We start from the raw sequence: 20,459 nt of genomic DNA, 5'->3' as shown, positions 1-20,459 counted from the left end.
TTTTGAAAAAAAAGAAATGGCTGAAGCTCTTTTTGTCTTTCGAAATTTATTGATAGACTTTTTAACCTACCTTATACATAAAACAATACAGCAGGCAATACGGAAACAGGCTGAAAGCCTGAAAGCAATAGCCCAGGGCAACCTCCTGGGGTTGCAGTTCCCCCCAACCCCGCGGTTTATTGGTATTTAAACATCTCCTAACGAAAGCTCATGAATAAACCAGGATAAAATTACAAAACCCCTTTTATTTTTTTCCCTGTAGAGCTAACCTCCATTTGGTCCTTAAAAACCACTTCAGTGGGAATTTTGTAGGGTGCAAGCCGTTTAGAACAAAAAGCACGAACATCCTCTTCCGAAAAATCACTTTGAGGACTTCGGACCACGGTTGCTTTCAGTGCCTCTCCCAAAACCGGGTGTTCCATACCCTCCACAGTACAATCAACCACTCCGGCCATATCCACAATAACCTCTTCTATTTCCTTAGGACTAACCCGTTTACCGCCCACTTTAACAATCTCTTTTTTCCTGGCACTTAAATAAATGAATCCATCGTTGTCCACCGTCCCCAGATCACCGGTATGCAACCACCCGTTACGGATGGTTGCATTGGTGGCCTCTTCATCTTCAAAATAGCCCTTCATTATATTTTTGCCTGATGCAATAATCTCACCTGTTTCTCCGGGTGCCACCGGGTGTCCGGTTTCATCCACCACCTTCAACTGTACCCCGGGAATCCCTTTGCCTATGGACCCTGCCTTTGGGGGCAGCATCGATGGTGAAAGACAAGACAGTCTGGCTGTAGCCTCTGTCTGCCCGTACATTACAAAAAAATTGATTTCCGGGAAAACCTGATTAAACTCCAAAATAAAAGCTTTATGTAACTTACCTCCTGCCTGGGTCACATACCGTAAATCTGGAAAATGATTTTTTCTAAAAGAGTCTGATTTTCGCAACAGAATCTGAAAGTGACTCGGAACTCCGGCAAAACCGGTACACCGGTATTTCTTTAATTCATTCAGAACGCTACCCAGAAACATAAAGTTATTGTTCAAAACCAGAGTGCCTCCCACCTTCAGATGAGTGTGCAATAAGGACAGACCATAGCAGTAAAAGAAAGGCAACACCACCATCATGGTGTCATCGATACATAACTTCAGATATTTTAAAATAGATGAGGTATTCGCCATAAGGTTTTCATGAGTCAACATGACACCCTTTGGCACAGCCGTGGATCCGGAGGTAAAAATAATTTGAGCCAGAGAATCGGGGGGCATTGCCGGTCCGGTCTTATAATCAGTCTTTTGATGATTCAAGATCCATTCCAGGGTTTCTTTCTCATCAGCATAAATTCCTTCAGGATTTAATCGCGAAGCAACCGACGAATGAAGAAAGGCATAAGGAGCCCTGGTCTTCTCTTTAACAAAAGAAAAACCGTCCGGCTCCACAGAAGGATTCACTGGAACACATACACAACCACCTTTCATTATGGCCAGATAAACGGTCACAAAAAAAACATTATTCGGCGACACCAAAAGAACAGGCGTTCCCTGGTCAAAATTCTCACGAAACCATAATGAAAGGGTAAAAACGTTCTGAGCGAGCTCTCTGTAACTTATTTTTTCACGGGAAGAAACAAGTACATCCTTATCCAGTCTTGCGGATTTTCTGAAAAAATCATCAACAACATTCATGTTTTGCTTTTTTAATCCCAAAAATCATAATCATGTATTGGTGCACTTCTTAGGTAATCGGTAGTCTTCATTTTTCGCTCAAAGTTGGAGTAGTTATTCAAAACATCCTCTTTAGTCATTTTCAGCACAGGAGCGACCTCTTCAGCCGGGAATCCGTTTTCCCAGCCATACCATAATAAGTCCATTTGTTCAAAAGGCATTTGATAGAAAAATTCTTCCTGGGTCTGCTCAGCGGTATAGGTATCAGTCGTTGGAACCCTTTCGATAATTTCATTGGGCACCCCTAAATAACGAGCCAACTGAAAAACCTGTGTTTTGTACAGATTTCCTATGGGCATCACATCTGCGCCCCCATCTCCGAACTTTACAAAAAAGCCCTGTTTTACCTCATGCTTGTTGGGCGTACCAATAACCGCATAATTATTGGCCTCTGCGTGATAATAAAGCATTGACATCCGACTTCTTTGTTTGAAGTTGGATGCCGCAACAATTTGCAGATAAGCCTTAGGTGTCAATCTTTTTGAGACCTCTTTACCATTGGAGAATACAACCGTCACGTAAAAAACGGGAGGCAGTTTTCGCTCCAGAATATCCCGTGGAATTACAATTTTCATTTTATCAGTCTCCGGATTGTATTCAGGAACAATGCTCTTCACAGCTTCATCGCGCCGCGCGTAACAACCAAATCCTTTCAATGCTTCGCTGATATTTTCTTCAACAGTAGCCGTATTAAAAGTATCCGCGAGTTCCAGTGCAAGATTTTTACTGTCAGGGCTTGAATCATGCTCAGGCAGCAATACGCCCAAAACTTTCTCTGCACCGAACGCCCTGACTGCAATAGCCAATGTTACAGAAGAATCAATCCCACCACTTATTCCAACCACGGCACCTCTTCTGCGAAACCGATGAAAAATATCTTCTCTCAGTTTATTGCAAATACTATCCACCAGTACTTCCGGCTCCTTAATTTTTAAAACATCTTTTGTAAACTTCTTTTTTTCAGGCATTTTTTTTCATATTAAATTAATGATTACCCTTTAATTACACCGCGCACCTCTGCTTCTCTTATCTCTCCTGGGGGAAGCGGGTTGAACTCATCAACAAACTGCTTCCACAACAGATGCGTGGAAAGTACTGCCACAAAAGCCATCTGATCAACCTCTGAATAATTATTCCCGTTTCTCAGCCTTGTCAACAACATCTCCACCGCCTTTTCTTCAAAGATCCCGGCATCTTTACAGGTGCCGGAAGAAATAAGTTCTGATACATACCCGGAAGTTCCCGAACGTAAAAAAGGAGCGGCCAACGGTGCTCTGTAGGCTTGTTTTGCTCTATTTACCACATCATCAGGCAACCGCTTTTTAAACTGATGTTTCAAAAGAACTTTCTCCTTCAAACCTCTCAATTTAAAGTCATCCGGCAATAAATGACAGAACTCCATAACACGATGATCCAGAAACGGGTAGCGTCCTTCCACACTATTGCTCATTGCCATCCGGTCCCCCTGTGAAGAAAGCAAATACCCAGACATAAAGATCTCGGATTCGATAAACTGAGCCTTACTCAAATCGCTTTGCCTCCCGAGAATCGGAGTAAGCATCTGCTCCAAATGACCGATCATTTGCTGATTGCTGGCAGAGTTATTTCGCATCATCTTCCTGATTTTAGAAGTATTGTTCCATCTCAGAAGATGAGAATAAAGTACCGAGTCCGTGTCCTGCAAACGGAATCCAAAGAACATTTTAAGTGCATTGGGTCCCATCTTCTTCAACTGTGGCAGGTATGGATACAGACGTCCGAGCAACAACGGGCGAATTACAGAATCTGGATTTCGGGCCCAGAATCGACGGATTACCATTTCCTTGAAAATATTGTATCCCCCCAGCATCTCATCAGCACCTTCGCCTGTCATCACCACCTTTATATTATTTTTCTGTACTAACCCGGAAAGCTGCTTCATTGGTAATGGTGCCGTCCGCAACAAAGGCATTTCAGCATGCCAGACTGTCTCCGGAATACCATCAACAATATCATCCTGACTGCAATAAGCACGATGATGCCGGGTTTTCAACAACTCCACCATTTTATTCTGGTAAGTGCCCTCATCATATTCAGCATCCGAAAAACCAATCGAGAAAGTCTCCAACAACCCTTCAGGGACCTGATTTCGTATAAGTAGGGCAATAACGGAAGAATCGAGCCCACCACTTAAATAGGCTCCTACCGGTACATCTGCCCGCAACCGCAATGCCACAGATTCATTCAGCAAATACTCCAGTTCCTCTCCTGCCTCATTAATATTTCCCTTAAACCTATTATCGTCTGATGGGAAAGAAGGTGCCCAATATTTTTTTAAACCAGCATGTCCGTTTTCAAATATCATATAATGTGCAGGAGGAAGCTCATGAACATTTTCGAAAGCTGTACGGGGGGATAAAGTAGTCCAAAATGTAAACACCTGCTGTAAAGAATATTCATCCAGCCTTCGTTGCACCCCCGGAAATTCAAACAAGGCTTTTATTTCAGAACCAAAAACCAGATGTTCCCCTCTGAAAGTATAAAAAAGAGGTCGTATTCCAACCCGGTCACGAGCAAGAAACAGCCGTTTCTCCAGCGTATCCCAGACTGCAAAAGCAAACTGCCCGTTGAGTTTATTCAAGCATTCTGCACCAAACTCCCTGAAGGCCAACAGCAATACCTCAGTATCACTATGCGTTCTGAACCGGCATCCCATCTGTTCCAGTTCCGTCCGTAGTTCCCGGTAATTAAAGATTTCTCCATTAAAAGCAATCCAGTACCGGCCACTGTCATCACACAAAGGCTGTTGCCCCGATGTCAAATCAATAATACTGAGGCGGACACTCCCCATACTCAACTCAGGAGACAAAAACACCCCCGATTCATCAGGACCTCGATGCCTGATTCGGGACAGCATCCTGTTAAGTACCGAATGTCTGTACTTTTCTTCACCAATATTTCCAAAAAAACCTGCTATCCCACACATTTAACGGCTGTTATATGAATGATTACCTACCTTATACATAAAACAGGTAAGGTGTAAACAGGCTGAAAGCCTGAGAGCAATAGCTCAAAGACCTTCGCCCTTTTAAAAACACAACCTCACCTTGTCAAAGCGGAATTAAGTATTTCCTTAAAAGGGAAAAGCCCCGCTTTTGGGAGGACTGCTTTATCCCATCCTTTCACGGCAAGTTAAGCGGACACAGTCTCTTTTTCCACCTCTATTTGTTTGGTGACAGGAATATTTACATGAAATGTATATAAATAGTGATGACAGAAATTTTCAACTTCAATTAGGGCAAAAAAAAGTACCGTCAATGCAGAAACAAACTGCATTGACGGTACTTTAAACAATAACATATCCTCTTTACAAAGAAATCAGGCTCCCTGCAAACACCCGACCTGCTTATCAATTAACCTTTTTCGATATTCCGGTCTCAATCATCAGTTTAACCGGCCCCTCATAACCGCCCCTGGGCAACTCCACCTGATAGAAGCCTTTTTCATTGGGCAGCAAAGTCACAAAATTATCACTCCAAAGAGCTGGCAAAATCTCATGCCCACTACGACTATCCACCAACTTCATCTGTATCAGCAAAGCTATTGAATGGCCTTCATTATCTACAGAAACCTCATATTTTCCGGAATCATTACCTAATTCTTTCAGGTCGGTTTTTAATTCCGGTGAAGGAAACACTGAAAGTTTAGTAAAATCGTTCTCCGGATGAATCCAGTAAATATTATCAGCCAACAAGTTTTCATCAAGATCTTTCACCGTCAGCTTCACTAAAACCAATTTTTCTGCTTCCGGCACCATCACTCCGGTATTCACGGAAGTTGCCGATGGAATATTTATCCCGCGAACGGTCTTCCATTTCTGATTCATGGACGCATCATAAACATCAACAGAAACCAGCACTTCACCGAGCGACTGATTATTTGCATTAACAACAAACACCTCTCCGGTAGCCCGATTCATTTGTACACTGAAGGGAGCAAAAGATTTTTGGGCTGCATAATAACCTGCATGTGCCTGTTGATACCAGTCATAGAGTTGCCACACCAGACTGGGCCAACTGGAGTTAGACTTCCATAACAACATGCCTGTGGAGTTGTCCCACATTTGAATCCCAATGGAACCTATGGCGGACTGATAGGCAGCATAGTTTTGCAACTGAGCCTTGGCAAAATATTTATCCACCCCCTGTTGAGTTTGAGTTTCGGATCCTCCATAATCGTTCCTAATGATGTCATCTAATGCAGTAAATTTTCTCAGATCCTGCCCGGGAAAGTTGGCAGCATCATGATAAGCCCATGTGCCATCTACAGGATAACGTTCCAGATTTTTATCCTCTCCAATTTGCGGAATAAACCTACGCACACTCTCTATCACAGGGACGCCACTTGCCCCAATCTCACTACTGTACCCATGTAGTTTGGGATGCGTGAAAAACTCCTCCGGACGGATAGAATGATACGGGCCACCACCATGCAGCCCGTAACCGTTGGAGGTTTTCAGATAAAAACGACCAGACCGGTTATCGTAATTCGCCAACACCTCATTCACCAACAAATCTTCACGCGGATTAACACCCTCATTCCCACCACACCACATAAACAAGGCCGGATGATTGCGATACCGCTTTACAATGGCTGTTGAGATAGTTTTGAACAAATCTTTTTCAGGCTGATAGCCGGGGGTATTTTTAAACGTCCCCCAGTAATCGTTCAGAAAATCCTGCCAGATTAGAATTCCATGCTTATCGGCAGCTTCAAAGAACGCTTTTGGAGGCACACCGGTCGGGCCCCAGACTCTCAGAACATTAAGGTTGGCATTCTTTGAGAGTAAAACCTCTTCTTCGTACCTGGAGGCAGTCCAGTTCAGAGTCATATCCATAACCCAGTTGCCCCCTTTCAGAAAAATATCCTGCCCGTTGATTGTAAAGATGCGGCTATCCTCAACCCGGGACTCAATCTCGCGGATACCATGGTATTCTGTTACCCTGGAAATATCGCCCTCATTTGTAGCTGCTGTAAGATTCACCTGATAAAGATTAGGATCTCCATAACCAACAGGCATCCATAATTCAGGATCCGGAATTCTTAACTGATTCAGATCATCCCTGGTCATTTCCAGGTTCTTTTTTTCGCCTGCTGTCAACTGAAAAGGGACCACAAATTTAATGGTGTCCATCTCAAAAATGATCTCCCCGGACATTTTTCCCTCTTTCACTTTTGAAGAATAATTTACCAGATTTCCAGAAATTACCATATCGGCATAATCCCCTTCAGGCAGATGAGGATCTGAGGTAATGTAAACATCTTGTAATTCTACCTCGTCTGTAAACGACAGAAACACATCTTCAGTGATGCCCATATCCCGGTCTCTCACGGCCGGTTGCCAGTCCCAGCCCAAGGCATCCCACTTAGTGTAGTTCTTCCCAATCACGCCGTCCCCCATATTTACCCCGGGATCGCCAAAAGGTTCAAGAGGAGGTACTCCTGGTTCACCGGGAACATCCACAGGATAAACAGCCACCGCAAGATGGTTCTTTCCTTCTTTTTTAATCAGGTTAGTTACATCAAACCGAAATTGACGCTCCATACCTACCATTTCAGATGAATCGGCCAACAACTTCCCGTTGAGCCACAACTCGGCCCGATAGTTGATTTCATTAAAATTAAGCCATACCTTCTTACCTTTGGATTCCCCTTTTACTACAAAAGAGTTTACATACCAGTAAGGAGACTTCCAGGGATTTTCTCCCTTAATGTGACTGTATTTCAGCAAATCATGTTCAACATTGAAATCATCATTTGCATCAGGAATGAGCATGTTGTTCTTGCCAATGTATGGGTTGGGATAAACCCCGTTGCGCACCAAGGCGGTAAGTGCAGTGGCGGGCAAAGATGTTTTGTGCCATTCTTTCAGACTCATGCAGTTAGACGAAAGATCTTTTCCATCATTATTAACAAGTGAAGAAGACTTCACCTTCCAGTTATGACGCAATAACTGAGCCGGTTCAACCAAATCACCCAGAGGTTCATCATCAATTATAAAAGTTGATTTTTCACCGTTGATACGCTCCCTGTCCTTAACGGCTACAATCTGCCACTCATTCTCACCAAACGATAAAGCAAACGGGACGTAGGTATTAACCGCTGGTCCCAAGGAATCCATTTTAACTCCGTTTACAAACAGCCACTGCCAGTCGCATTCCACAGGCTTCCAAGCCAATACGGGCGTATTAGAAACAACGATCTCTTTGTTTTGAGGGGCCACCGGAACAGGAATTTCCTTTGCCTGGCAACCATTGATCAGAAAAAAAATCATAATGAGCGATAAAATATTCGCTCCCGAACGCAAAAAAAGTTTGTAATACATAGCTTTGGATATAATTACTGATACAATCTTACTCATTTGTTATACTTTCCTATCAATCAAGGGATAACAATAGTAAATATAGGATTTTCCAGATCAATACCAAGAATATTCCAAAGACATAAACCATCCGGCCCACCCAAAACCTATCATCAAAAAAGCCACCGGAATTTTCACTCCGATGGCTTTATCAAATCGTATCAATTCTGCTTATTTGGGCAGTTTAATTCTGTAATTCACATTAACTTTACCTTTGCTAATGGCATTAAGTTTACTCTTAAGAAGGCGTTTTTTCAATGGAGCCAGATGATCCACAAAAAGAATTCCATCGATGTGGTCATACTCATGCTGAATCACCCGGGCAGCCCAACCTTCATATACCTCATCATGCTCCTTAAAATCAGCATCCACATACTGAATACGGATTCTGGAGAGACGACCTACGCTCTCATTGATTCCGGGTAAACTTAAACAGCCTTCATTATCGGAAACGGATGCTCCGTCACGTTCAACAATACGGGCATTAATGAATACCTTCTTAAAATCTGCCAATTCCGGCATCTCATCTGCCAAAGGAGTAGCATCAATCGTAAAAATCCGTTTAGACAAACCAATCTGAGGACCAGCTAAACCAATACCATCAGCTTTGTACATCGTCTCAAACATATCATCAATCAACTGTTGGAGACCCTCTTTTTCTTCGGGCAAAAAATCCTCTGCTTCTTTCCTCAATACCGGATGCCCGTAAACTACTACAGGATATATCATTTCTTTTTCATTGTTGGTTTTTTGTGTGTTCAGGAGGAAGTATTCTCCCCTGAAAACGGGATCAACCGTTAATATTCGTATTTCTTAAATTTTTTAATCAAGGTGTCACCCCTACCGGGGCTTTTCCATTCATTGCAACGCCATTGCTACCAAACTGTCGCCCCGCCGGGGCTGTACTTCCAGGAAAAGGGAAAATCAAACAGCAATAACCTCCACCAATAAATTGAAAAATACCTGGTCATGCAGGAGATCCAGCTTCAGTATAAAGGACCCATCACCTATCATCGCTCAGCTCCATGCCCCTGGCTCATTCAGCCAAACCTTCCACCATTCCGCTCCTCCATAAAAGTCTGAAGTATAATCGTTGCACTAATCTTATCCACCAGCATTTTATTTTGCCGTTTCTTTTTACTGAGTCCGGCATCTATCATGGTCTGGAAGGCCATTTTACTGGTATAACGCTCATCAACCATATGAACAGGGATGTGCGGATATTTGTTCTGCAACGAGCGCACAAACGGTCGGATTTGCTTCATGGATTCCGACTCCTCACCTGAGTCTTTGGTGGCATGTCCGACCACAAAAGCCTCAACCTCCTCTTTGGCCAGATACTCTTCCAAAAAAGAGTAAATTTTGGCCGAAGGAATGGTATCCAGTCCGTTGGCAATAATCTGCAACGGATCTGTTACTGCCAGTCCGATTTTCTTTTTTCCGTAATCAAAAGCAAGGATTCTTCCCACTGTTATTTATTTTTCAGGTGCAAAATTAACAAAAAAAGCGGGAACCAACCGGCTCCCGCTTTCTAAATAAAATGTAAAACAAGTTGTTATTGCTCGCGGGCAGCAGCCTGAGCAGCGGCCAGACGTGCAATGGGCACCCGATAAGGCGAACAACTTACATAGTTCATTCCGGTACGGTGACAGAACTCAACTGAAGAAGGCTCACCTCCGTGCTCACCACAGATACCTACTTTCAGATCGCTCTTGGCATCACGACCGCGTTTGGTTCCCAGTTCAACCAACTGGCCAACACCTTCCTGATCCAACACCTGGAAAGGATCATCCTTCAGCACACCTTTATCAAGATAAATGGGCAGGAATTTTCCGGCATCATCACGAGAATAACCAAAAGTCATCTGCGTAAGGTCGTTGGTTCCGAATGAGAAGAAGTCTGCTTCCGCTGCAATTAAATCAGCAGTAAGTGCAGCACGTGGAATCTCAATCATGGTACCTACCAGATAGTCGATTTTATCACCACGCTCCTTAAACACAGTCTCTGCAGTAGCACGAATAATATCAGCCTGCATCTTGAACTCTTTAAGGGTTCCGATCAGTGGTACCATAATCTCGGGACGGGCATCCACACCTTTTTTCTTCAGATTAAGAGCCGCCTCAATAATGGCACGTGCCTGCATTTCAGTAATTTCAGGGTAAGTGATTCCCAAACGACAACCACGGTGTCCCAACATGGGGTTAAACTCTTCCAGGTCGGCAACCGTGTTGCGAATTTGCTCGATGGGCACTCCCATTTCTTCGGCCAGAGCTTTCTGAGTAGCCTGCTGATGAGGCACAAACTCATGCAACGGTGGATCAAGCAGACGAACAGTTACGCCGTATCCGGCCATAGCCTCAAAGATTCCTTCAAAGTCTTCGCGCTGATAAGGCAGCAACTTAGCAAGTGCCTTCTTACGTCCTTCCACGGATGATGAAAGGATCATCTCACGCATAGCTTTGATACGCGCACCTTCGAAAAACATGTGCTCAGTCCGGCAAAGGCCGATACCTTTGGCACCAAAATCACGGGCAACTTTCGCATCGTTGGGAGAATCTGCATTGGTACGAACACTCATCTTTGCGAACTTGTCCGACAACTCCATGATCAGAGCGAAATCTCCACTCATGTCAGGTTTGCGAGTCTCCACTTTTCCTTCGTAAACTTCACCGGTAGAACCGTTCAATGAAATCCAGTCACCTTCCTGATATACCTTACCATCAATTGTCATGGTACGTGCACGGTAATCAAGCTTAACGTTTCCGGCTCCTGACACACAACATTTACCCATTCCGCGGGCCACCACAGCAGCGTGGGAAGTCATACCACCACGGGCAGTAAGAATACCGCGGGCAACGTTCATCCCTTCGAGATCTTCGGGAGAAGTCTCGGTACGCACCAGGATAGCTTGTTCAAACTTAGTTGCTTCATCGGCAAAGAAAACGACTTGTCCGGTAGCAGCACCGGGAGATGCAGGCAAACCTTTAGCCAGAACCTTCGCCGAACGAATTGCGGTTGAATCAAATACAGGGTGAAGTAATTCATCGAGTTTGCCTGGTTCCAGACGCAGCAAAGCAGTTTTCTCATCAATGAATTTGTCACGGTACATATCCATGGCAATTTTCACCATAGCTGCACCGGTACGTTTTCCATTACGTGTTTGCAGCAACCAAAGTTTACCTTCCTGAATGGTAAACTCAAGATCCTGCATATCCTTATAGTGATTCTCAAGCTTTTTCTGAACTTCAAACAACTCTTTGAAAAGGTTTGGCATGGTCTCCTCCAGAGAAGGAAATTTGCTTGCACGCTCCTCCTCAGAAATGCCCTGAAGTTTGGCCCAACGCTTACTTCCTTCCAGAGTGATTTCCTGCGGGGTACGAATACCGGCAACCACGTCTTCTCCCTGCGCATTGATAAGATACTCACCGTTGAAAATGTTCTCACCGGTAGCAGCGTCACGGGTAAATGCCACACCTGTAGCAGAAGAGTTACCCATGTTACCAAATACCATGGCCTGTACGTTAACAGCAGTACCCCATTCGTCAGGAATACCATTCAATCGACGATAATAAACCGCACGGCTGTTGGTCCAACTGTCAAATACAGCAGCTACGGCACCCCAAAGTTGCTCATACGCATCAACCGGGAAATCTTTACCTGTCCGTTTCTTAACAGCTTCTTTAAATTTCTTAACGAGGCTTTTCAGGTCATCAACAGTGAATTCAGTATCCAGCTCGATACCTTTTTCTTCTTTCACTTTTTCCATGATTTCCTCAAAAGGATCTGAATCCTCTTTAGATTCAGGCTTCAAGCCCATCACTACGTCACCATACATCTGGATAAAACGGCGGTAAGAGTCCCAGGCAAATCTTTCATTACCTGATTTCTTAGCCATTCCTTCCACCACTTCGTCGTTCAGACCAAGGTTCAGGATGGTATCCATCATACCGGGCATAGAAGCACGGGCACCTGAACGTACAGAAACCAACAAAGGATTCTCCTTGTCGCCAAACTTAGTTCCGGTTTGCTCTTCTACCTGGGCAATGGCTTTTTCAACTTCATCTTTCAGAAGAGAAACCACCTTATCATGTCCCAACTCATTGTACTCGGTACAAACATCAGTTGTGATGGTAAATCCCGGAGGTACGGGTACACCAATAAGGTTCATTTCAGCCAGGTTGGCTCCTTTACCACCAAGGAGCTCCTTCATGTCGGTTCTTCCCTCGGCTTTTCCATTTCCAAATGTGTAAACACGCTTATCACTCATAATCGCTTCTTTTGTAATGTTTTATGATTAAAGCTTAATAATTTTTTGTTTTTACGGCCTTAAAATTAATCAAATTTCTGTCGAAAATTCAATAATTTGATAGTTTAGATGCCCAACTTGTTAAATTCTTATAATAATAAATCACAAGTGTTCAGTTAAAGAAAATAGATTGCTTCATTATATCCGCAACGGCAAGGGTGTTCTGAAATTCACTAAAAAAACCGGACTGTCCCTGATGGACAAATCCGGTTGCAAATATTTTCCCGGCGCTTTTAGCGCATGGGATATTTTTTAAAATACTCCTTCGATTTCATTAAGAAATCCACATACTGTCCTCTCTTGTAAGCAAAAGGTTCGGTAATCCTGCTGTGCGCCATTTTACCTTTAAATTCATCGATTGAGTTGTATCCTTTCTCCTTCATCCAGTCGCTCAGCTCATTGAGCATCTTCGCTATTTGTTCTGAGCCGTTACGGTAAATGGTACTCACAACATGAGCTACATCAGCACCTGCCAGCAGAGATGCAATCAAATCTTCTCCATCCAGGATGCCCGTATTTGCCGCAATACTGGCCTGAAGTCGTCCGTGCAACAAACCGGCATATCTCAAAGACAGGCGATTATCCCCTTTGTGACTCAGATTATAGGGCATTTCAAACTCTTCATTCCAGATATTGATATCAGGTTGAAACAACCTATTGAACAGGACAAACGCATCAGCACCATCTTCACTAAGCCGGTTGATAAACTCAAGGGCATTTGTGTAAAAAGGGCTCAATTTAACAGACACAGGAATCTGCACTTTCTTTTTCACCCTCTTAAGAATCTCAATTCTGGTCTGTTCAACCTCCTGTGGTGTTTTATTGGCATCGGTAATGGTACTGTAGAAGTTAAGCTCCAGACCATCAACCCCTGTTGAAGCGAGCATTTCTGCATAATCCTCCCAAGTGGTGTCATAAATGCAGTTAAGACTTGCAATTACCGGTATTGACACCGATTCCTTCAGTTCTTTTACTGCCATCAGATGCGCTCTGGGCCCGGAGTGTTCAACATTTGGAAAAAGATCAATCATTTCGGCATGCCGGTCATCGTATTCATGCAAGTCTTCATCCAATTCGGCTGCCTCAAGATTTATTTGCTCTTCGAAAAGCGATTTATAAACAATGGCAGAAGCTCCGGCTTCTTCCAGTTTTTTTACCATTTCCTTATCAGTCACCAGGTTACTGGCACCAACAATTAACGGATTTTTAAGGGGAATCCCCATGTAATGTGTAGATAGATCCATATTCTAAGGGTATGTTTTAGTGGTTTATAACTTTAACCTGAATAATTAACAATCTTAATCTCTTTTTTGTTGAAAAAAGCCTTTCAGACTCATTATCAAACATTGGCGTCAGGGACAAAAATTAAGTGATTTCAAGTTAATAAATTTCGGATAACAAATCAAAAAAGGCAGCCCCAAAACGGAGCTGCCTTTCAAAAAAACTATAATGATGATACTTATTCAGCGTCGTATGCCATAGCAGCAAAGCGCTTGTAAGTATTGTATCGCCATTTGGCATTACCCTCTGCAGCTTTGAAGAGCTCTTCTGCCTGCTCGGGGAACGACTTCATAAGAGCTGTGTAACGCACCTCTCCTTTGAGGAAGTCCTGGAATTTACTCCAATCGGGCTCTTTCGAATCGAGCTGGAACGGATTCTTTCCTTCTGCTTCCAACATCGGGTTGTAGCGGTACAAGTGCCAGTAGCCACTCTCCACAGCTTTTTTACCTTCAGCCTGAGAAGCTCCCATACCAGCCTTCAAACCATGGTTAATACATGGAGAGTAAGCGATAATGATGGAAGGTCCCGGATAAGCCTCAGCCTCTTTCAAAGCTTTGAAATACTGGTTCTGGTTGGCTCCCATAGACACCTGAGCAACATAAACGTAGCCATAGGTAGTAGCCATCAGGCCAAGGTCTTTTTTACGGATTGCCTTACCGGCAGCAGCAAATTTAGCCACAGCACCCACAGGAGTTGACTTGGAAGCCTGACCTCCGGTGTTTGAGTAAACCTCGGTATCCATTACCAGAATATTGATGTCACGACCGGAAGCAATAACATGATCCAAACCGCCGTAACCGATGTCATAAGCCCATCCGTCACCACCAAATACCCAAACTGATTTCTTCACCAGATAGTCTTTGAGCGCAAGAATCTCTTTAGCAACAGCATGTTTCTCATCCTCCAGGGCTTTAACCACAGCATTGGAAACTTCACGAGTCTTTTCGCCATCCTCTTTTGCTTCAATCCAGGCCTCAAAAGCAGCTTTGGTATCGGCAGCAACAGCCGACAAATTCTCATTCATCAGGCGTTCAATACGATCGCGCATTTTATCCACACCAACAGCCATACCCATACCATACTCGGCATTGTCCTCAAACAGTGAGTTGGCCCATGCAGGCCCCTGGCCTTCAGAATTGGTACAGTAAGGTGTAGATGGAGCTGATCCGCCATAAATAGAGGAACATCCGGTAGCATTGGCAACCATCATGCGGTCTCCAAACAACTGAGTAATCAGCTTAATGTAAGGCGTTTCACCACATCCGGCACAAGCTCCGGAGAACTCGAATAGAGGCTTGGCAAACTGAGAAGCCTTCAGGTTGGTGGTTTTAGGAGTGATGTCATCCTTAATGGTAACTTTATCAGCCATATAATCCCAACGCTCTACCTCTTCCATCTGAGTTTCAAGCGGCTTCATAATAAGCGACTTTTCTTTAGACGGACACACATCGGCACAATTACCACAACCGGTACAGTCAAGCACACTTACCTGAATGCGGAACTTCAATCCATCAAATCCTTTACCATTAGCCTTTTTAGCCTCAGTACCTTCAGGAGCATTGGCCAACTCTTCTTCATCCAACAGGAATGGACGAATGGCTGCGTGAGGACACACATATGCACACTGGTTACATTGAATACAGTTGTCCATTTGCCATTCGGGAACTTCCACTGCAATACCACGCTTTTCGTAGGCAGCAGTACCTGCGGGGAAAGTACCATCTTCACGACCTTTAAAGGCACTCACAGGAAGGTCATCACCCTTCTGAGCATTGATGGGGAATACGATTTTGCTGATGAACTCGGGAACGTCTTTCTGACTTGCTGCAGGCTCAGCCGTAACATTGGCCCAATCTGCAGGCACTTCAATCTGAGTTACGTCCCCCCCCTTTTCAACAGCCTTATAGTTCATATTTACGATGTCTTCACCCTTCTTACCGAAAGACTTCACAATGAACTTCTTCATCTGCTCAACAGCCTGATCGTAAGGAATCACTTCAGCAATCTTAAAGAAAGCTGACTGCATAATGGTATTGGTACGGTTACCCAATCCTATTTCCTGTGCAATCTTGGTGGCGTTTATGATATAGAATTTAATATCATTCTCGGCCATATACTTTTTCATATCGGCCGGGATACGACTCTTGGTCTCCTCTTCGTCCCAGATACTATTCAAAAGGAAGGTACCTCCCTTTTTCAGACCTTTGAGCATATCGTACTGACGAAGGTAAGCAGGTACGTGACAAGCAACAAAATCAGGAGTATTCACCAGGTAAGGTGAGCGAATAGGCTCATCACCAAAGCGTAGGTGAGAAATGGTAATACCACCGGATTTTTTAGAATCGTAGGCAAAGTATGCCTGGGCAAATTTATCGGTATTTTCACCAATGATCTTGATCGAGTTTTTATTAGCACCAACGGTACCATCAGATCCCAGACCATAGAATTTACCGGCAAAAGTTCCGTTCGGTGCAAGATTTATTTCTTCCTTCAAAGGCAGTGACTTGAAGGTCACATCATCCACAATACCCACGGTGAAATCATTCTTGGGCTCATTCATCTTCAGATTTTCATAAACTGAAACAATCTGAGCCGGTGTAGTATCTTTAGAAGACAATCCGTAGCGTCCGCCAACGACAATGGGGGCATTTTCTTTTCCGTAGAAGAGATCGCGAATATCAAGGTAAAGTGGGTTACCATTGGCACCTGGCTCTTTTGTACGATCCAGCACTGCAATTCGCTTAGTGGTTTTTGGGAATGCCTCAAAGAAGTATTTGGCTGAGAAAGGACGATACAGATGTACCGCAATCAAACCAACTTTTTCACCATTGGCATTCAGGTAATCAACAGTTTCTTTAATGGTATCTGTAATAGATCCCATAGCCACCACAATGTGCTCCGCATCATCAGCACCATAGTAATCGAAAGGACGGTACTTGCGACCGGTAATTTCGGAAACTTTGTCCATATAATCGGCTACAATGTCCGGAATAGCGTCGTAGAAAGAGTTAGAAGCCTCACGCGACTGGAAATAGATATCCGGGTTCTGGGCAGTACCACGAGTCACAGGATGTTCCGGATTCAGGGCATTGTCACGGAATTTCTGCAAAGCATCCCAGTCCAGAAGTTTAGCCAATTCATCCTGATCGATGGCTTCAATCTTTTGAATTTCGTGTGAAGTACGGAAACCATCGAAAAAATGCATAAACGGAATGCGGCTTTTGATGGATGCCAGGTGAGCAATACCTGCCAAATCCATAACTTCCTGCACGCTTCCGGTGGCCAGCATGGCAAATCCTGTCTGACGAGTTGACATCACATCACTGTGATCGCCAAAAATCGACAATGCCTGAGCTGCCAAACTACGGGCACTCACATGGAAAACCCCGGGCAATAATTCACCGGAAATCTTGTACATGTTAGGAATCATCAGCAACAATCCCTGTGAAGCTGTAAAGGTTGAAGTAAGCGCTCCGGCCTGTAGTGAACCATGCACCGCACCTGCAGCACCAGCTTCAGACTGCATCTCTTCCACTTTTACAGTTTCTCCAAAGATGTTTTTCCGTCCGTTGGCTGCCCACTCATCCACGTTTTCAGCCATGTTGGATGACGGAGTGATGGGATAGATAGCTGCCACCTCACTAAACATATATGCTACGTGAGCAGCAGCGTAGTTCCCGTCACAGGTAATGAACTTCTTGTTTTTAACCATTTGTCTGTTCTCCTTATTGTTTTAAAAATCACTTATCTTTTGTACTCACCAATATTTATTCTAATCTGTTGCGTAAAACCGGTAATGTTTAGTTTGGAACCTTTTAATTTAAGGCTCTTAAAACAAAAAGCCAAATAACCAGAGCGGAATCTGATTGCCATTTCCTACCTCCACCATATCACGGGCAAAATAGCCCTCCTTATCCTGACTTATTTTCTCAATATTTCGGCCACCAATATAAAAGGGCTTATCCCCGTTAATCAAAAAATCGGCATCAGAACTGTAATTCACTTTATTCAAATATCCCAGCTGATTGTAAAAAAAGGTTTTATGCAAAACATCCATCTCCACCTCGCTGGTTCTTGCCACCGAATACACAAGATTTGGATTCTGCATATAGACACAAGAAGGTTTTTTCAACGGGTCGAAGGTGTCTTCATACAATAAACTAATCAGTCTCCCCTGCCGCAAATAGTTCAAATAATTCATCACCGTTGCTCTGCTGGTCTCCACCTCGTTGCTCAACCGGCTGATATTGGGCTGAAAAGGAGCAGACTTCCCTGCCATATAAAGCAATTTACGTAGTTTGGGAAGATATTTCAATTCAATTTGTTGCAGATAACTGATGTCAATTTCAAGAACCAGGTTAATGGTCTTCAACAGGTTTTCCAGATAATTCCGTTTTTCCAGGAAAAACGGATAATAACCATGATGAAGATAATCGGTGAAATACGCCAGCGGTCGCACTTTTGCCACTATTTCCTCTGCAATTACCTTATGGTTGGTCAGTAACTGATCCAAAGAAACCGGTTGAAAATCATTACCGGTTTTAAGATTCAGGTATTCCCGAAAAGTAAAACCTTCCAGATTATAAACTTTGGCACATCCATTCAACTCTGCATTTTCTTCATCCAGACGCATCAGGGGAGAACCACTGAAGACAATCTTCAGATCCTCAAAGTGATCATAACAATACCTCAGCTCCTCAGCCCAGTTGGGATATTTATATACCTGATCCAGGAGAAGAATTTTACCACCTGTCTTACGAAATTCATCTGCAAAAGCAACAACACTTATTTCAGAAAAATAAAGATTGTTCAAATTCACATACAGGCATGATCTGGAGTTACCATAATAGGTTTTGGCATAATCCAGCAGAAAGGTTGTTTTTCCCACACCTCTTGCACCCTGAACACCGATGAGACGATGATCCCAGTCAATGTAATCAAGTAAATGTCGATGTATCGGAACACTTAAATGCTCCAATAAATAACGGTGTGTTTTTATAAATGCCTGCATCAAAACTATTAGTATTTGTTGGCAAATTTAAACAATGGTTTTTTGTTTTTGCAATATGCAGATTACATTTTTTACGCCTGATTGTTATTTATATTTAGTAAAGATAATAAAGGGGAGGGCAAATTAAGGGGACATCAGACTGGCACTGAGGTTGGGACAAAAAAGCGTGGTTTTTAACGGTTTTTGATTATTTTAGAATCAGTGGTGTCCGGTTAAAAATTTAAGATTGCTTCACTACGTTCGCAATGAACGCGCCTCAACAAGAGTTGAAGGGTTGGAGGGGGTTGATTTTCGGCCTCGCCAAAAATCAACCCCCTCCAACCACCATAAAGTCTGCAAAAAGCATAATAGCGAGCAAGGCGAAGCAATCTCTTTTCAAATGAGATATTCCCCCAGACAATAGTCTCTTAGAATAAAAACCACCGATATAAAATTACCCCGCTTCTTTGAATTTCCCTTCAAATGAATTATCATTGTTTAACCAAACCAAAAAATGAAAAACACTTCAAATTCCTATAAAATCTCCCCTCAGTGTCAATATTAGCTGAGATTTTTTATGCTTACCTGATTTCTTTCACCACTTTGCATGAGCATAATTTGAAAAGAAATCAACATAGAGACTAAAACATTCATAAACCCATAAACTTTAACCTATGAAAAATCTATCTAACAAAAGAAACACCCTAATTCTGGCTTCCATTTTCATTATTTCAATCTTAGGTTTTGTAACATTAACCCTCCACGAAAATCAAAATTATCAGGAAAAGGAGTTGACTTTGAGTCCCTCTGACAGCATTTTTTTTAATAATCATAAACAATTAAAGGAAGAACTGTCGCAAACAGTTCAAACAATGGCCTCTAATATTGCGTCTCCTGCAGAAGTTGCTGCCGCCATCAAATATTCAAATTACCGGTTTTCAAATAAGATTCTTTTGAATACGGACATCTCAAAATATCACACGCCCAAAGAAAAAGCCCTGGCACTGGGAGCAATTGGAGCGGACCTGATATACATCAGTAGTTTTGAACAAAAATCAGCAACCCTTCGTCCTTTAAATCAAATCAGGGAGCTGTCTAACGCACTCTACATTTCTCAGTTCTTCGATTTTGAGTCCTTAAAAGACATAGCAACAGCCTCTGTTTCTGCTGAAGAGGTGGATTCTCTGTTAATGATGAGTACCATGCAAATCAATAACATGGAGCGGGAATTACTTACTCCACAACGAATTGAAACAGGACTCTTCATGGTTTTGGGAGCCTGGATTGAAGGAATGCATCTGCTTAATCACTATGCCAGATCTCAGAACGATGAGACACTGATGATTCGACTGGGAGATCAGCAAATATGCCTGACAATTCTGGAGGAATGGTTGAAGAAATTTGAACACAATAATGAAGTAAAGGAGATTTTGACTGCCTTGCAACCATTAAAACAACAGTTGACTTCCATCGAAATAAAAACCGAAAAAATAGGGAAACCCCAAAATACTTATGACATGGAAGGCAATGAAACGACCTATCAGGTTACCCAAACCACTCCGATCATCAATATGGCACAAGAGGATTCCATCTCGGAGGAGGTAGAGCGTTTCCGGAAGAGGATTTTCAGATTGTAGTGAGTAAAATCACTTAAATAAAAAAGGCCGCTCATCAGCGACCTTTTTTCATTTGATAATATCAACTTATAAACAATCAGGAAACTCCCCAAAAAAAAGAGTAATTTACTACTGA

General features: G+C 43.1%; 11 protein-coding genes. 1 reads left to right on the top strand and 10 read right to left on the bottom strand.

What is annotated here, in order from left to right; genetic code table 11:
- Nucleotides 1-230 precede the first annotated feature (230 nt).
- The 10 genes from W7W_RS0104875 to W7W_RS0104820 all read right to left on the bottom strand — a co-directional run bounded on the left by W7W_RS0104875 (nt 231) and on the right by W7W_RS0104820 (nt 18,728).
- Nucleotides 231-1,691 (bottom strand): class I adenylate-forming enzyme family protein, encoded by a 1,461-nt coding sequence (locus W7W_RS0104875; RefSeq protein WP_010662713.1) that lies wholly within the window; start codon nt 1,689-1,691, stop codon nt 231-233.
- An 11-nt stretch (nt 1,692-1,702) separates the two neighbouring features.
- Nucleotides 1,703-2,698: an NAD(+) synthase gene (gene nadE, locus W7W_RS0104870; protein WP_010662712.1), complete on the bottom strand. Its 996-nt coding sequence runs from the start codon at nt 2,696-2,698 to the stop codon at nt 1,703-1,705.
- A gap of 23 nt (nt 2,699-2,721) precedes the next feature.
- Nucleotides 2,722-4,695: an asparagine synthase (glutamine-hydrolyzing) gene (gene asnB / locus W7W_RS0104865; RefSeq protein ID WP_010662711.1), complete on the bottom strand. Its 1,974-nt coding sequence runs from the start codon at nt 4,693-4,695 to the stop codon at nt 2,722-2,724.
- A 423-nt stretch (nt 4,696-5,118) separates the two neighbouring features.
- Nucleotides 5,119-8,130, bottom strand: a complete 3,012-nt coding sequence (locus W7W_RS0104855) for a glycoside hydrolase family 2 protein (RefSeq protein ID WP_010662710.1) — start codon at nt 8,128-8,130, stop codon at nt 5,119-5,121.
- A 171-nt stretch (nt 8,131-8,301) separates the two neighbouring features.
- Nucleotides 8,302-8,859: a peptide deformylase gene (def, locus tag W7W_RS0104845; RefSeq protein WP_010662709.1), complete on the bottom strand. Its 558-nt coding sequence runs from the start codon at nt 8,857-8,859 to the stop codon at nt 8,302-8,304.
- A 311-nt stretch (nt 8,860-9,170) separates the two neighbouring features.
- Nucleotides 9,171-9,599 carry a Holliday junction resolvase RuvX gene (ruvX, locus tag W7W_RS0104840; RefSeq protein WP_010662708.1) on the bottom strand — a complete coding sequence of 143 codons (429 nt, stop codon included), beginning with the start codon at nt 9,597-9,599 and terminating at the stop codon, nt 9,171-9,173.
- A gap of 86 nt (nt 9,600-9,685) precedes the next feature.
- Nucleotides 9,686-12,397 carry a pyruvate, phosphate dikinase gene (ppdK, locus tag W7W_RS0104835; protein ID WP_010662707.1) on the bottom strand — a complete coding sequence of 904 codons (2,712 nt, stop codon included), beginning with the start codon at nt 12,395-12,397 and terminating at the stop codon, nt 9,686-9,688.
- Nucleotides 12,398-12,669: 272 nt separating this feature from the next.
- A complete protein-coding gene (locus W7W_RS0104830) occupies nt 12,670-13,680 on the bottom strand; it encodes a dihydroorotate dehydrogenase-like protein (protein WP_010662706.1) in 1,011 nt (336 codons plus the stop codon).
- Between the two features lie 215 nt (nt 13,681-13,895).
- Entirely contained in the window at nt 13,896-17,429 is a 3,534-nt protein-coding gene (gene nifJ / locus W7W_RS0104825; protein ID WP_010662705.1) for a pyruvate:ferredoxin (flavodoxin) oxidoreductase, read from the bottom strand.
- A gap of 117 nt (nt 17,430-17,546) precedes the next feature.
- Nucleotides 17,547-18,728 carry an AAA family ATPase gene (locus tag W7W_RS0104820; RefSeq protein ID WP_010662704.1) on the bottom strand — a complete coding sequence of 394 codons (1,182 nt, stop codon included), beginning with the start codon at nt 18,726-18,728 and terminating at the stop codon, nt 17,547-17,549.
- Nucleotides 18,729-19,381: 653 nt separating this feature from the next.
- Here W7W_RS0104820 and W7W_RS0104810 point away from each other — a divergent pair.
- Nucleotides 19,382-20,344, top strand: coding sequence for a hypothetical protein (locus W7W_RS0104810; RefSeq protein WP_010662703.1), 963 nt, complete (start codon nt 19,382-19,384; stop codon nt 20,342-20,344).
- Nucleotides 20,345-20,459 lie beyond the last annotated feature (115 nt).

Source organism: Marinilabilia salmonicolor JCM 21150 (assembly GCF_000259075.1).
GTDB lineage: Bacteria > Bacteroidota > Bacteroidia > Bacteroidales > Marinilabiliaceae > Marinilabilia > Marinilabilia salmonicolor.
Note: the sequence above shows the minus strand (reverse complement) of the source record. Positions and strands in the feature narration are given on the sequence as shown.

Excerpts from the sequence above, each read along its gene's own strand:
- W7W_RS0104875 (WP_010662713.1), bottom strand. The coding sequence starts at position 1,691 with ATGAATGTTGTTGATGATTTTTTCAGAAAATCCGCAAGACTGGATAAG.
- nadE (WP_010662712.1), bottom strand. The coding sequence starts at position 2,698 with ATGCCTGAAAAAAAGAAGTTTACAAAAGATGTTTTAAAAATTAAGGAG.
- asnB (WP_010662711.1), bottom strand. The coding sequence starts at position 4,695 with ATGTGTGGGATAGCAGGTTTTTTTGGAAATATTGGTGAAGAAAAGTAC.
- W7W_RS0104855 (WP_010662710.1), bottom strand. The coding sequence starts at position 8,130 with ATGAGTAAGATTGTATCAGTAATTATATCCAAAGCTATGTATTACAAA.
- def (WP_010662709.1), bottom strand. The coding sequence starts at position 8,859 with ATGATATATCCTGTAGTAGTTTACGGGCATCCGGTATTGAGGAAAGAA.
- ppdK (WP_010662707.1), bottom strand. The coding sequence starts at position 12,397 with ATGAGTGATAAGCGTGTTTACACATTTGGAAATGGAAAAGCCGAGGGA.
- W7W_RS0104830 (WP_010662706.1), bottom strand. The coding sequence starts at position 13,680 with ATGGATCTATCTACACATTACATGGGGATTCCCCTTAAAAATCCGTTA.
- nifJ (WP_010662705.1), bottom strand. The coding sequence starts at position 17,429 with ATGGTTAAAAACAAGAAGTTCATTACCTGTGACGGGAACTACGCTGCT.
- W7W_RS0104820 (WP_010662704.1), bottom strand. The coding sequence starts at position 18,728 with ATGCAGGCATTTATAAAAACACACCGTTATTTATTGGAGCATTTAAGT.
- W7W_RS0104810 (WP_010662703.1), top strand. The coding sequence starts at position 19,382 with ATGAAAAATCTATCTAACAAAAGAAACACCCTAATTCTGGCTTCCATT.